This is a genomic window from Kribbella sp., from assembly GCF_035687465.1.
GTDB lineage: Bacteria > Actinomycetota > Actinomycetes > Propionibacteriales > Kribbellaceae > Kribbella.
On sequence record NZ_DASRXP010000531.1, the window covers coordinates 1 to 12,645 of the forward strand.

16 protein-coding genes are annotated in these 12,645 nt (G+C 67.4%); 12 read left to right on the forward strand and 4 right to left on the reverse strand.

What is annotated here, in order from left to right:
- Positions 1-49: 49 nt before the first annotated feature.
- From VFG33_RS28070 to VFG33_RS28095, 6 genes are all read left to right on the forward strand, one after another.
- Positions 50-1,144: a glycerate kinase family protein gene (locus tag VFG33_RS28070; protein WP_325055976.1), complete on the forward strand. Its 1,095-nt coding sequence runs from the start codon at positions 50-52 to the stop codon at positions 1,142-1,144.
- A 153-nt stretch (positions 1,145-1,297) separates the two neighbouring features.
- Entirely contained in the window at positions 1,298-1,660 is a 363-nt protein-coding gene (locus VFG33_RS28075) for a HesB/IscA family protein (RefSeq protein ID WP_325055977.1), read from the forward strand.
- Between the two features lie 97 nt (positions 1,661-1,757).
- Positions 1,758-2,471 carry an ABC transporter permease gene (locus tag VFG33_RS28080; protein ID WP_325055978.1) on the forward strand — a complete coding sequence of 238 codons (714 nt, stop codon included), beginning with the start codon at positions 1,758-1,760 and terminating at the stop codon, positions 2,469-2,471.
- Positions 2,464-3,657, forward strand: a complete 1,194-nt coding sequence (locus VFG33_RS28085; protein ID WP_325055979.1) for an ABC transporter ATP-binding protein — start codon at positions 2,464-2,466, stop codon at positions 3,655-3,657. Before VFG33_RS28080 ends, VFG33_RS28085 begins: the two co-directional genes overlap by 8 nt.
- The gene (locus tag VFG33_RS28090; RefSeq protein ID WP_325055980.1) at positions 3,654-4,478 is read left to right on the forward strand and encodes an ABC transporter permease; all 825 of its coding nucleotides are present in this window, start codon (positions 3,654-3,656) and stop codon (positions 4,476-4,478) included. Before VFG33_RS28085 ends, VFG33_RS28090 begins: the two co-directional genes overlap by 4 nt.
- Positions 4,475-5,452, forward strand: a complete 978-nt coding sequence (locus VFG33_RS28095) for a glycine betaine ABC transporter substrate-binding protein (RefSeq protein WP_325055981.1) — start codon at positions 4,475-4,477, stop codon at positions 5,450-5,452. Before VFG33_RS28090 ends, VFG33_RS28095 begins: the two co-directional genes overlap by 4 nt.
- On the opposite strand, the gene VFG33_RS28100 is transcribed toward VFG33_RS28095, so the two are convergent.
- Entirely contained in the window at positions 5,453-6,271 is an 819-nt protein-coding gene (locus VFG33_RS28100; RefSeq protein ID WP_325055982.1) for a MerR family transcriptional regulator, read from the reverse strand.
- A 41-nt stretch (positions 6,272-6,312) separates the two neighbouring features.
- Positions 6,313-7,653 (reverse strand): amidase family protein, encoded by a 1,341-nt coding sequence (locus VFG33_RS28105; RefSeq protein WP_325055983.1) that lies wholly within the window; start codon positions 7,651-7,653, stop codon positions 6,313-6,315.
- A 199-nt stretch (positions 7,654-7,852) separates the two neighbouring features.
- Here VFG33_RS28105 and VFG33_RS28110 point away from each other — a divergent pair, with 199 nt between their 5' ends.
- The 3 genes from VFG33_RS28110 to VFG33_RS28120 are packed head-to-tail and all read left to right on the forward strand — an operon-like array spanning position 7,853 to position 9,926.
- Positions 7,853-8,842 carry a TRM11 family SAM-dependent methyltransferase gene (locus VFG33_RS28110; protein WP_325055984.1) on the forward strand — a complete coding sequence of 330 codons (990 nt, stop codon included), beginning with the start codon at positions 7,853-7,855 and terminating at the stop codon, positions 8,840-8,842.
- 41 nt (positions 8,843-8,883) lie between these two features.
- The gene (locus VFG33_RS28115; protein ID WP_325055985.1) at positions 8,884-9,480 is read left to right on the forward strand and encodes a TetR/AcrR family transcriptional regulator; all 597 of its coding nucleotides are present in this window, start codon (positions 8,884-8,886) and stop codon (positions 9,478-9,480) included.
- Positions 9,481-9,491: 11 nt separating this feature from the next.
- Positions 9,492-9,926 (forward strand): VOC family protein, encoded by a 435-nt coding sequence (locus VFG33_RS28120; protein WP_325055986.1) that lies wholly within the window; start codon positions 9,492-9,494, stop codon positions 9,924-9,926.
- A gap of 1 nt (position 9,927) precedes the next feature.
- Here the strand turns inward: VFG33_RS28120 and VFG33_RS28125 are convergent, their stop codons facing one another.
- Positions 9,928-10,260: an ArsR/SmtB family transcription factor gene (locus tag VFG33_RS28125; protein ID WP_325055987.1), complete on the reverse strand. Its 333-nt coding sequence runs from the start codon at positions 10,258-10,260 to the stop codon at positions 9,928-9,930.
- Positions 10,261-10,325: 65 nt separating this feature from the next.
- On the opposite strand from VFG33_RS28125, the gene VFG33_RS28130 reads away from it, so the two are divergent.
- On the forward strand, positions 10,326-11,312 hold the full coding sequence (locus VFG33_RS28130; protein WP_325055988.1) for a cation diffusion facilitator family transporter: 987 nt from the start codon (positions 10,326-10,328) through the stop codon (positions 11,310-11,312).
- Here VFG33_RS28130 and VFG33_RS28135 read toward each other — a convergent pair.
- Positions 11,281-11,634, reverse strand: a complete 354-nt coding sequence (locus VFG33_RS28135; RefSeq protein ID WP_325055989.1) for a hypothetical protein — start codon at positions 11,632-11,634, stop codon at positions 11,281-11,283. The genes VFG33_RS28130 and VFG33_RS28135 overlap by 32 nt on opposite strands.
- Positions 11,635-11,650: 16 nt before the next feature.
- On the opposite strand from VFG33_RS28135, the gene def reads away from it, so the two are divergent.
- Positions 11,651-12,244 carry a peptide deformylase gene (def, locus tag VFG33_RS28140; protein ID WP_325055990.1) on the forward strand — a complete coding sequence of 198 codons (594 nt, stop codon included), beginning with the start codon at positions 11,651-11,653 and terminating at the stop codon, positions 12,242-12,244.
- Between the two features lie 66 nt (positions 12,245-12,310).
- The coding region (locus VFG33_RS28145; protein ID WP_325055991.1) for a VOC family protein at positions 12,311-12,645 on the forward strand (335 nt) is incomplete at its 3' end.

Here is a 12,645-nt window from a genome sequence, read left to right on the forward strand (position 1 = left end):
GATGGCTGGCGGTGCGCGGGGGCGGCGTGCGGTGGGAGAGGATGTCGGCATGCGAGTGCTGATTGCTCCGGACAAATTTGCTGGGACGCTCACAGCGGTCGAGGCTGCGGCCGCGATCGAGGAGGGGTGGCGGCGGCGTGATCCGGGGGCCGAGGTGCTGGTCGCGCCGATGGCAGACGGCGGGCCCGGGTTCATCGACGTACTGGCGGCTGTTGTCGACGGCACCTTGTTGTCCGTGACCGTGCGGGGACCGCTTGGTGGCGAGGTGCCCGCGACCGTGCTGCTCGCTGGTGAGATTGCGTACGTCGAGACCGCCCAGGCCTGTGGTCTGCACCTGGTGGAGCCGGCCGAACGTCGCCCCGAGGACGGGAGCACGTACGGCGTGGGCCAACTGATCGCGGCTGCTGTGGACGCCGGAGCCAAGCGGATCATCCTCGGCCTGGGCGGGTCCGGCACCAACGATGCGGGTGCGGGACTCCTGGCCGCTCTCGGAGCCACCGGTACCGGGGGCGCGCTGGAGGCCGGCGCGACCGGCCTGGCGCAGCTGACCGAGGTCGACCTCGAACCAGCCCGGACCAGGATGGCCGGCATCGAGTTCGTCGCGGCGAGTGACGTGGAGAACCCGATGCTCGGGCTGCGCGGGGCGACCAACATCTTCGGCAGCCAGAAGGGCATCACCGACGACCGGAAGCCGGCGGTCGACGGCTGGCTGACCCGGTTCGCCGACCTCGCCGGTCGCAAGACGGCTGACGCCAAGGGTGCCGGGGCCGCGGGCGGTCTCGGCTACGCACTGTTACTGCTTGGTGGCGAGCGCGTCTCCGGGATCGACCTGGTCGCCGACTTGACCGGGTTGAAGGAGAAGGCCGGCCGGGTGGACCTGGTGCTGAGCGGCGAGGGCGCGTTCGACTTCCAGTCCAAGGACGGCAAGGTGATCGCCGGCGTCGCGAAGGTGGCGAACGACGCGATGCGGCCGTGCGTAGTACTGGCCGGGAAGGTGACGATCGGGAGCCGGGAGATGCGCACGATGGGGGTCGAGGCCGCCTACTCCCTGGTCGACGCGGTCGGCGAGGAACAGGCCTTCGCCGACCCCCACGGCTCCCTGGCCACGGTCGCCGAACGGGTGGCCCGCACCTGGGCCCGGTGAGCGGATGAGCCATGTTGTTGATCCTGGGAATTGGTGTGCGACCATGGGAATGGTTCTGGAGCGGCGCTTGTTGCTCCAAAATGACAGCGGAACTTCCGCGCACGGCCTCGTGCCCAAAGCGGCCGGGCGCTCAAGAGATGACTGGAGTCAGGAATGACTGAAGCGCAGACCGAGCAGGCCGCAACCACGGCCAGCGGCATCCTGTTGAGCGACGGGGCCGCGTCCAAGGTGAAGGCGCTGCTGGACCAGGAAGGTCGCGACGATCTCGCACTGCGTGTCGCCGTGCAGCCGGGCGGTTGCTCCGGACTGCGGTACCAGCTGTTCTTCGACGAGCGTCAGCTCGACGGCGACGTGGTGGCCGACTTCGATGGCGTCAGCGTCGTCACGGACCGGATGAGCGCGCCGTACCTCAAGGGTGCGTCGATCGACTTCGTGGACACGATCGAGAAGCAGGGCTTCACGATCGACAACCCGAACGCGACCGGCTCCTGCGCCTGCGGCGACTCGTTCAACTGAACCACCCGGAAGCCCCGCTCACCTGGACCAGATGAGCGGGGCTTCCGCATGTCCGGCGGCGGGTTTCAAACGACTGACCCCTTGTTATGACTAACCTGTGCGGAAGCTGACACCCGGCTACGTCCCGGACACCCTGGGATACGACACCAGGGAGGTCGATCGAGGCACCGTGTGGGACTACATCACCGAACGCCAGTCACAGCTCCTCTACCAGTCGTACCAGCATCTGAGTCTGGTCATCCAGTGCGTCCTCCTCGCGACCGTCGTCGCGGTGGCCCTGGCGGTGCTCGTGCATCGCAACCCCCGGATCGCCTCGGCCGCCAGCGCGATCAGCGCCGTCGGGCTCACCATTCCGTCGTTCGCCCTGCTCGGCCTGCTGATCCCGGTCGCGGGCATCGGTACGGCGACCTCGGTCGTGGCCGTCACCTTCTACGCCTCGCTACCGATCCTGCGGAACGCGGTGGTCGGCCTGGCCGGTGTGGACAAGACCCTGATCGAGTCCGCCCGCGGGATGGGCATGGGAGCGATCCGGACGTTGCTGCGGATCGAGCTCCCGTTGGCGTGGCCCGTGATCCTGGCCGGCGTCCGCGTCTCGGCGCAGATGTCGATGGGGATCGCCGCGATCGCGGCGTACGTGCTCGGCCCGGGCCTCGGCAGCTTCATCTTCACCGGCCTCACCCAGATCGGGGGAGCCAACGCACTCAACTCCGCCCTGGTCGGCACGGCAGGGGTGGTGCTCCTGGCGCTCGTGCTGGACGCGCTGCTCCTGCTCGTCGGCCGGCTGACCACCCCGAGGGGGATCCGTGTCTGACCTGAAATCCGACCCGACCGGTACGACGACGGCCGGCGAGCCGGAGCTGAGCGGCGTCGACATCGACCTGGTCGACGTCGTCAAGCGATACCCCGGCCAGAAGAAGGCCGCCGTCGACGGGCTGTCCCTGCACATCCCGGCCGGCGAGATCGTCATGTTCGTCGGGCCGTCCGGCTGTGGCAAGACGACCTCGCTGAAGATGATCAACCGGCTGATCGAGCCGACCTCCGGCAGCATCCGGATCGACGGCAAGGACATCCACGGCCAGGACGACGACGAGCTACGCCGCCACATCGGCTACGTGATCCAGGGCGGCAGCCTGTTCCCGCACATGACGGTGACGCAGAACATCGCCCTGGTCCCCGGCCTGCTCGGCTGGGACAGACGCCGTACGGCGGAACGCGTGGACGAGTTGCTCGAACTCGTCGGGCTCGACCCCGACCGCTACCGGTCCAGGTATCCGCGGGAGTTGTCCGGCGGTCAGCAGCAGCGGGTCGGGGTGGCTCGCGGGCTGGCGGCCGACCCACCGGTGATCTTGATGGACGAGCCGTTCGGCGCGGTCGACCCGATCACCCGGCAGCGGTTGCAGGACGAGTTGCTGAGCATCCAGGAGGAGCTCCGCAAGACGATCGTCTGCGTCACCCACGACTTCGACGAGGCGGTGAAGCTCGGCGACCGGATCCTGATCCTCACCGAGGGCGCGAAGATCGCCCAGTACGACACCCCCGAGGCGATCCTGGCCAACCCGGCGGACCGGTTCGTCGCCGATTTCGTCGGCGCCGGCGCGGCGCTGAAGCAGCTCACGTTGAGCCGGGTCAGCGAGGTCGAGCTGAGCCACCGGACGCTCGTCGCGGTCGGAGATCCGGCGGCCGGCGCGATGCGGGCGGCCCAGTCCGCCGGCGACTCGTACGTGGTCGTCCTGGACGACCGCCGTCGGCCGATCGACTGGCTGTGGACCAAGGATCTCGCCGAACTGGACCGCGTCCCCGGGCCCGCGGAGGGCACCGATCTGGTCACCCTCGACCGGCGGGCCACCCTGAACGACGCGCTGGACACCATGCTCACGTCGAGTCACGGCTGCGCGGTGGTCACCGGGCGCCGGGACGAGTACCTCGGTGTGGTGGATTTCCAGGCGGTGCTGGACCGGATCCAGGAGACCGCTCAGCCGGATGAGGTCCCGTCGTGACCGCTCTCGAACCGGCGCCTGACACAGCGGCGAAGGAGCGCAATCTCGCCGACGCGAAGGCGGCTGCCGCGGGTCTGGCGTCCTCCGGTCGTCGGCGTCCGGGCTGGGGGCTGCTGCTCGGGCAGCCGCTCTTCGTCGCCGTGGTGATCGCGGGCTGGGCGATCTGGCGTTCGTCGGCCGAGCTCGACTCGATCGAGCAACGCCAACTGCAATGGGGTCTGATCGGTCGCCTCACGCTCGAACATCTCCAGCTCACCGCCGTGGCGACGGTGATCGTGCTCGCCGTCGCCGTACCGCTCGGCATAGCTCTGACCAGGCCCGGTCTGCGGCGCGCCGCACCCGTGGTGGTCGCCGTGGCCAACGCGGGTCAGGCCGCGCCAGTGATCGGGCTGATCGTCCTGCTGGCGATCTGGCTGGGCTTCGGCTTCTGGACGGCGATCCTCGCGCTCTGCCTGTACGCCGTACTGCCGGTGCTGCGGAACACGATCGTCGGCCTGCAAGGAGTGGACCGGACCTTGGTCGAAGCGGGGCGGGGGATGGGGATGTCGAACCGGGCGGTGCTCGGCCGGATCGAGCTGCCGCTGGCAGTACCGGTGATCATGGCCGGCATCCGAACCGCGCTGGTCCTCGTCGTAGGAACGGCCACCCTCGCGACGTTCATCGACGCGGGCGGTCTCGGCAGCCTGATCACGACCGGCATCCGGTTGCTCCGCTACCCGGTGCTCATCAGCGGAGCCGTGCTGGTCGGTGCGCTGGCGCTGTTGATCGACTGGGCCGGCCGCTTGCTGGAGGAGATCACTCGACCAAGGGGGCTCGGGTGAAGGCCTTCAGAACAGTAGCGGCCGGTGCTGCTTTCGTACTGGCGCTGGGCGGCTGTGGACTCGGGACCAGTGGCGGATTCGTCCCGACGGGTTCCTTGTCGGGGCCGTTGACCTCGGTACGGGACCTCGACGGGCTGACCATCGGCATCGGTTCGAAGAGCTTCCAGGAGCAGCTGATCCTCGGCAAGATCGCCGCGATCCTGATGCAGTCCGCGGGTGCCGAGGTCAAGGACCTGACGAACATGCCCGGCAGCGACACCTCCCGGCAGGCGATGCTCGGCGGCCAGATCCAGATGGCCTGGGAGTACACCGGCACTGCCTGGATCTCCTATCTCGGCCATGACACCGGCATCCCGGACAAGAAGAAGCAGTACGACGCGGTCCGCCAGGAGGACGAGCAGAAATACGGTCTGATCTGGCTGGACCCGGCACCGATGAACAACAGCTACGGGTTCGCGGTGACCCGGAAGAACTCCGAGCGGCTAGGACTGACCAAGATGTCGCAGTTCGGTTCGGTTCCGGCGAAGGACCGGACGTTCTGCGTCGAGTCGGAGTTCGCGAACCGCAACGACGGGTTCGAGCCGATGCTGAAGCACTACGGCGTACCGCTGGGGTCGGCGGTGCCGCGGGACAACATCCGCACGTTGGACACCGGGGCGGTCTACGCCGCGACGGACAAGGGGGATTGCTTGTTCGGGGAGATCTTCACGACCGACGGACGGATCAAGTCGCTCGATCTGGTGGTGCTCGAGGACGACAAGTCGTACTTCCCGGCGTACAACGTCGCGCCGGTGGTGGCCAAGAAGGTGCTGGACGAGTATCCGCAGTTGCGGGAGTTGCTGAAGCCTGTGAGTGACAAGCTGACCGACGAGGTGCTGATCGAGCTGAACTCCGAGGTGGACGTGGACGGTAGGGAGCCGGCCGACGTCGCGATGGACTGGCTGGTGAAGGAGGGCTTCGTGATCCGGGACTGACTAGTCGATGGGCTCCTGCAGTTCGGTCACCCACTGGGATCTGTCGTCTGGGCAGTCGAGGTAGAGCTCGCGCGCTGGTCCGGTCGATCGGAGTTCGTGGTCATCGATCCAGCGGGCCAGCGCTTGCCAGCTGGGCAGGACCGCGTCCATGGAACCGCGATGGACCACGGTCGCGGCGCGGGTGGCCGGTAGGTCGACGACTGTCAGGCCGTTGAGCTCGTCGTCCGCATCGACCGACGCCGGCACCGCTGCATGCACCAGTACTTCGTCCTCGGAGTCCGGGCTGCGTTCGTAGTAGCAGATCAACTGCCCGGTCGCCTTGACGGTGGCATCCACGAGGCGTCGGCCCAGTTCCTCGCACAACGGATAGACCTCCGGGCCGATGTCGGCCGGGGTGAAACTGGCCGCGGTGGTGCTCAGCTCCACCAACCGGACCGACGCCAGATCCTTGATCACGATGTCGTAGTAATGCCCGAAGGTAGCGGCCTCGATGCTCCAGATCCGTGCCTCGACCTCGGCCAGGCGGGCGGATCGCTCGGCCAGCTCGGACTCGAGCTCGGCTCGCCGCATCGTCAGCATCGCCCGCACCTCGGTCGGGCTGAGCGAGTCGGCGATCATCGTGCGCACCTGTTCCAGCGTGAAGCCGAGGTTCTTCAACGCGACGATCTGGTTCAGCTCGGCCAGTTGGCCGACCTCGTAGTTGCGGTAGCCGGTACTGGGGTCCACCTGGGCAGGGCGCAGCAACCCGATGGCGTCGTAGTGGCGCAGCATCCGCACCGACACCCGTCCGTGCTTGGCGAAATCCCCGATCGCGAACATCCCCGGTCCTCTCCGTGCTGGTCGAAGTCAATCAGCAGTCGTCACCCAGCGGCCAATTCGGCGAACGTGATGACGGTGTCGTCCTGCTGCCACGGCCCAATGACCTGCAGACCGACCGGCAGTCCCTCCGCGGTCCGGCCGGCGGGCAGGTTCAGCGCTGGAAGTCCGGTCAGCGAGGCGGGCGAGATCCAGAAGGCCTGGGCGTCGTAGGGCTGCTCGCCGTGGGAGGTCGTGATCGTGCGCTCGTCGAACGGGCTCGCGTCGTGCGGGAACGCCGTGGTGAAACTCGTCGGGCAGAGGAAGACATCGACCTCGCGGAAGTACCGTTGCCACGCCGCCCGCGCGGCCAGCCGACGGTGCTCCTGCTCGATCACCTCTGCCAGGGTCGCGAAGTCCGGATCCGAGCCGTGCAGTGCGAAGAACAGTTCGACCTGGAATCCGAACGCCTCCAGTTGCTCGACCGGGTTCACGTCGTCAGGCCAGCCCTCGACGACCTTCACCCCCTGACGGGCAAGACTGTCGACCTTGTCGGACAGCACCGCCCCGACCTCGCTGGAGACCCGTGCCTGCTCATGGTCGAGCACGACCCCGACCCGGAAGTCGGCGAGCCGCTGGTGCCGCGAAGGTGTCAGCCGCCACGACATCGCCTCGCTCACCGGGCCACCCGTCACCTGGAGCGCGGTCCTGAGGTCTCCGGCAGACCTGGCCAGCGGGCCGACGTTGGAGATGTTGGGGAACTCGGTCTCGAGCGCAGGCGGTCCGGGTGGTTGGAACCCGTGCAGCGGAACCACGCCGGCGCTCGGCTTCAACCCATACACCCCGCAATAGGCAGCGGGAAGGCGGATCGAGCCGGCCAGATCGGACCCGTACTCCAGGTAGGTCAGGCCCGCCGCCAAGGCCGCGGCACCACCTCCGCTCGAGCCACCCGGCGTCCGCGTGAGGTCATGCGGGTTGTTCGTGCGCCCGTAGACCTCGTTGTCCGTCTGGCCGAAGTCACCGAGCATGGTGTGGACGTTGCTCTTGCCGAAGACGATCGCGCCCGCGCCGCGTAATCGCCGTACGAGGGTTGCATCCCAATCGGCGACATAGTCGGCGAAGGCAGGATTGCCCCAGGTGGTGTGCAGACCGGCGACGTTGATGGCGTCCTTCACGGTCATCGGAACCCCATGCAGTGGCCCCAGTTCGTCGCCGGCCGCGACAGCCCGGTCAGCCCTGGCCGCGGCCTCGAGAGCCTCGTCCGGACAAGTCTCGACCACAGCGTTCACAGCAGAAGACACCGCGACGCGGGCCAGCAGACGTTCGGTCGCCTCAAGGGACGACACCCTGCCATGACGGATATCCGCGGCGATCTCACCCGCGGTCCTGAACTCGATCTCACTCATACCGAAGGTCTACGACCTAACACTGTGTCAGAGTCAAACACCGCCTCCCGGCGAGGGCAGGCTAGAGTCGCTCTCGATGCAAACCAACTCCTGAAGACGTGCGCAGCACTGAGGCACCCCTGCTGATCCGGTAGGGCGCGTGCCGCTGCCCGCATGTCGCGTCGCCCATCGACCGCATCCGGCGCTCTTCAGGAGTCCAATGTTCAACCCTGCCATCAGTTCTGCCTGCCTCGACCTCGACCGCGTGGTCGACGATCTGGTCGCCCTCCGCACGATCTCGGGTGCCGAGGACCTGCTCGCCCCTCTGAATCCCCTCGACCGCTCCGACGGGCGAGTGACCTGTCGAGTCCTCGGCACGTTGCGCGAACTGCGGGACGTCCGGCTCTTCAGTTCCCTGGCCGTTCCCCTTGCCGACGTTGGCGGCGTGCTGCGATCAGCCGGGCGCGGGGTGATCTCGGCGCTGACCTCAGACGCACCACTGCGTTTCAGGATCGCCCCTGGTACGACGGATGCCGGCGTACTGCGGATCGCCCTGACCGCTGAGCTCGGCTGGATCGAGGACCCGAGCGACTGGGTGGTGAACTTCATCGCCACAGCCGCCGGGTGGGAGGCGGAGATCGGACCGTTCTCCTGGTCCCGGCGGTTCGGCCGGCTCGAGCGGTTGCCTTGGTCAACCAAACCGGTCGTCGGCGAGATCTTGGCCAGGCTCGCCAAGATCAGCCCGGGTCAGCGGATTCTCGACCCCTGCTGCGGGACCGGCACCCTCCTCATCGCAGCTGCCCACTCGGTGCCCGGTCTCACTGTGCTCGGCTCCGACCACGATCCAGCCGCCATCAGACTGGCTGACCTCAACCTGACCCGCTGCGGCGTCACGGCGTCGCTCGCAGTCGCACAGGCTGAACAGCTCGACTACCCTGACCACGGCATCGACCGACTGCTCGCCAACCTGCCCTTCGGCAAGCTGGTCGGCAGTCATGCCAACAACTCCCGCCTCTACCCGGCGCTCCTGAGCGAGATCGCCCGCGTCCTTGACCCTGCGGGCCGCGCCGTCCTCCTGACAGACGACAAACGCCTGTTCCTCACTGCCGTGGCCCGAACCCCCAACCTCAAGATCGTCAGAACCCGCGTCCTCCGCTACAGCGGTGTCACCCCGACGGTTTACATCCTCACCAAGACCCGACGAAGGTAGGGCATTGACAAGATTTATACGGTGTGCAAATAATCTGAACTATGTTAAAGGAACCAGCTGGTGGCAGTTGGCGAGAAGCTCGGCGGGAGAGTGCTCGGGCTTCAGTGCTGGCGGCTGCGTGGGGGTTGGTGCGGGAGGAAGGCCTGGCTTCGTTGTCGCTGCGGGAGTTGGCCAAGCGGGCGGGGATCACGACACCGACCGTCTACGCCTACTTCGAGTCCAAGAACGCGATCTTCGACTCGATGTTCGCCGACGCGGCGCGGGAGTTCATCGACCTCAAGGCCGGACTGCCGGTCACCGACGACCCGCGGCAGGACCTGCTCACCGAGGCGAGGGCGTTCATCACGTTCTGCGTGTCCGACGTGCCGCGTTACCAGTTGCTGTTCCAGCACTCCGTGCCTGGGTTCACGCCGTCGCCGGAGTCCTATGAGCTCGCCGTTCAGGCCCTGGAGGTCACTCGCGAGCTCCTCGCGCGCAATGGCGTGCACGATCCGCGGTACCTCGACATCTGGACCGCCGTGACGACCGGCCTGGTCGACCAGCAGGTCTCCAACGACCCTGGTGGCGACCGGTGGACCCGGCTCGTCGACGACGTCACCCGGATGTTCCTCGCCGAGTTCGCGAGGACCAGTTCCTGAAGGGGGCAACCATGTCCACTGTGAGTCCAGTAAGGCTGCACCATCTCGCGTTGACCGTGACCGATCTGGAGGCGAGCGTCCAGTGGTACAGCGACGTCTTCGACGTCCAGCCGGTGATGGACATCCCGCATCACGGCGGCCTCGGGCGGATCCTCGCCGACGCCGACCATGAGTTGATGATCGCCCTGCACCACCACGAGACCAACAACGGCGACCTTTGCGCGGAGACGACGACGGGGCTCGATCATGCCGGCTTCACGGTCGCGAACCGCGCGGATCTCGTGCAGTGGCAGGACCACCTCGAAACCCACGGGGTGATCCGCAGCGGGGTGGCAGACAAGCCGCTCACCCAGTCGCCCATCGCCGACGAGCCCTACGCCTCGGTTCTGGTGTTCCGGGACCAGGACAACATCCAGCTCGAGCTGTTCGCGCCCGCCCAGCACTAGATCAGTCAGTCAGGTTCCGATCGAGGTGATCGGCGTGGAAGAGGGCCTGGTCGAGGAGACTGCGGACGTGGTGGTTCGCGGCCGAGTAGTAGACGAAGGTGCCTTCGCGGCGTCCTCTGACCAGGCCGGCCAGCCGGAGTTTGGCTAGGTGCTGGCTGACCGCTGCCGGGGCGGCGCCGGTCAGTTCGGCTAGGCAGGCGACCGAGGACTCGCCCTGCAACAAGGCCCAGAGCACCTTGATCCTGGTCGGTTCGGCCAGCAGCCGGAACGATTCCGCGGCGAGATGCACCTGCTCATCGTTCGGCATCTCGAAGTCTTCGATCGACGAGTGCATACCCGCACGCTACCTCGAACCTGCCTACTTGCGTGTATGCATGCTTGCGCAGGTAGCATGAGCTCATGAGTGGACACGGGCACGGGCACGGTCATGAAGGCGACGGTGTTCGCGGCTGGATCCGCGGCCTGGTGAAGCCGCACTCGCATGGTGTGGGGGAGTCGGTGGACGCCGCGCTGGAAAGCAATGCGGACGGCATTCGGGCAGTGAAGATCAGCCTGGTCGTTCTCGGTGCGGCGGCGGTTGTGCAGGCTCTGCTGGTCGCGTTCACGGGCTCGGTGGCGCTGCTCGCCGATACCGTGCACAACTTCTCCGACGCGTTGACTGCCGTGCCGCTCTGGGCCGCGTTCGCCCTCGCGCGCCGCCCGGCGACCAAGCGCTACACGTACGGCTTCGGCCGGGCCGAGGATCTCGCGGGGGTATTCATCATCGCGATGATCGCCCTGTCGGCGGTGGTCGCCGGATACCAGTCGATCACCCGGCTCCTGGATCCCCGCCCGCTCGACCATCTCGGCGTACTGATCTGTGCCGGCCTGGTCGGGTTCGCGGGCAACGAACTGGTGGCGGTCTACCGGATCCGCGTCGGCCGCCGGATCGGTTCGGCCGCTCTGGTCGCGGACGGCCTGCACGCACGCACCGACGGGTTCACCTCGCTCGCGGTGGTGCTGGGCGCGCTCGGGGTGCTGGCCGGATTTCCCCTCGCCGACCCGATCGTCGGACTAGCCATCACGGTGGCGATCCTCGTCGTACTGCGGGGTGCGGCGACCGATGTCTGGCGCCGACTGATGGATGGCGTCGATCCAGAGTTGGTCGAAGCAGCCGAGAGCGCCCTACGGTCCACACCGGGTGTCAACGGCATCGACGACCTTCGGCTGCGCTGGACAGGTCACCGCATCCGCGCCGAAACCAGCGTGCTCGTCGACCCGGGCCTCAGCCTGACCGACGCCCACACCATCGCCCACCAGGCCCACGACCAACTCCAGCGTTCCCTCCCCAAACTTCACACCGCGACCGTCCACGTCAGCCCTGATCCATCGGAAACGCGCGGATGACCACAGCTGTCTCCGTCGCGTCGGCGTCGGCCTCAGTGACGTAGTCCTGTACTACGCGGCGCAGGCGGGCGCGGAGTTCCCAGAGTTGGCCCTCGGTGAGGGAGACCACCTCGCTGAAGGCGAAGTCCTGCGGGTGGGCTGACTCGGTGCGTTGCTCGAGCCAGCTGGCGTAGGCGACATCTTCCAGTTCGCGATTCAGTGTGGACTCGTGGGTGACGGTCCGGCGCCAGGGTTCGATCCGGCCGGCGGCGTCCGGGACCGGCTCGATCAGCCAGAGGACTTCGAGCTTTGCAAAGTATTGTCTTTTCGTGCGTACGCTCATCCAAGGTCGTCCGGCCATGACCCTTCCGCCCGTCACCGACGAGGTTCGTCGCGGTGAGCCGCTGCGGATCACGGAGGTCGGCGAGTCGATCCTGCATCTGCCCTGTCGGGAAGTGGTCGAGTTCGGCCGGGCGAGGTGGTCGAAGCTGATCGACGACATGTTCACGACCCTCTGGATCGCCAACGGCTGCGGCCTCGCCGCGAACCAGGTCGGCGTCGACGTGCGGTTGTTCGTCTACGACCTGACCGACGAGTACGGCACCCGGCATGTCGGCCACGTCTTCAACCCACGCGTCGAAGCGTCGGCCGGCCTCTTCGGCGAGGACAACGACAGCGAGGGCTGCTTGTCCCTCCCCGGCGCCTCCGCGAGACTCCCGCGTCCGGCCCGCGCCACCCTGCACGGCTACGACCTCGAAGGACGCCCGTTCATCCTGGACGCGGCTGGCTACTTCGCGCGCTGCCTCCAGCACGAGACCCAGCACCTCCACGGCCAGGTCTACATCGACCACCTCACCCCGGAAGCCCGCGAGCAGGCCATCAGCACGTCCGCCCGGCAACGCCCCGACGTGATGCAACGCCGCGCGCTGAAGGCCGCCGAACTCGGCAAGTAGAGGACAGGACCTGGCCGCAACCGCCCGTAGCGTCAAGCACAACGACGACGACAAGGGAGCAAGGTCATGCCGATTCCTGATGGGTACACCACCGTGACGCCCTGGATCATCTCGAAGGACACGGACGGGGTGATGGCGTGGCTGACCGCCGCGTTCGACGCGGTGGAGGTGAGCCGCCTCGCCGACGAGAACGGCGTGATCGGGCACGCGGAGATGCGGATCGGGAACGCGATGGTGATGATGTTCGACGCGAGGCCCGACTGGCCGTCGACCCCGGCTTTCCTGCGCCTGTACGTCGAGGACGCGGACGCCGTGCATCGTCAGGCGATCGAGGCCGGCGGCACCTCCCTCACCGAGGTCACGCACCTCTTCTTCGGCGATCGGGTCGGCCGGGTCAAGGA

What these genes read in the sequence shown, in the direction of transcription:
- VFG33_RS28070 (WP_325055976.1), top strand. Translation starts at nt 50, where the DNA reads ATGCGAGTGCTGATTGCTCCGGACAAATTTGCTGGGACGCTCACAGCG.
- VFG33_RS28075 (WP_325055977.1), top strand. Translation starts at nt 1,298, where the DNA reads ATGACTGAAGCGCAGACCGAGCAGGCCGCAACCACGGCCAGCGGCATC.
- VFG33_RS28100 (WP_325055982.1), bottom strand. Translation starts at nt 6,271, where the DNA reads ATGTTCGCGATCGGGGATTTCGCCAAGCACGGACGGGTGTCGGTGCGG.
- VFG33_RS28105 (WP_325055983.1), bottom strand. Translation starts at nt 7,653, where the DNA reads ATGAGTGAGATCGAGTTCAGGACCGCGGGTGAGATCGCCGCGGATATC.
- VFG33_RS28110 (WP_325055984.1), top strand. Translation starts at nt 7,853, where the DNA reads ATGTTCAACCCTGCCATCAGTTCTGCCTGCCTCGACCTCGACCGCGTG.
- VFG33_RS28115 (WP_325055985.1), top strand. Translation starts at nt 8,884, where the DNA reads ATGTTAAAGGAACCAGCTGGTGGCAGTTGGCGAGAAGCTCGGCGGGAG.
- VFG33_RS28120 (WP_325055986.1), top strand. Translation starts at nt 9,492, where the DNA reads ATGTCCACTGTGAGTCCAGTAAGGCTGCACCATCTCGCGTTGACCGTG.
- VFG33_RS28125 (WP_325055987.1), bottom strand. Translation starts at nt 10,260, where the DNA reads ATGCACTCGTCGATCGAAGACTTCGAGATGCCGAACGATGAGCAGGTG.
- VFG33_RS28130 (WP_325055988.1), top strand. Translation starts at nt 10,326, where the DNA reads ATGAGTGGACACGGGCACGGGCACGGTCATGAAGGCGACGGTGTTCGC.
- VFG33_RS28135 (WP_325055989.1), bottom strand. Translation starts at nt 11,634, where the DNA reads ATGAGCGTACGCACGAAAAGACAATACTTTGCAAAGCTCGAAGTCCTC.
- def (WP_325055990.1), top strand. Translation starts at nt 11,651, where the DNA reads ATGACCCTTCCGCCCGTCACCGACGAGGTTCGTCGCGGTGAGCCGCTG.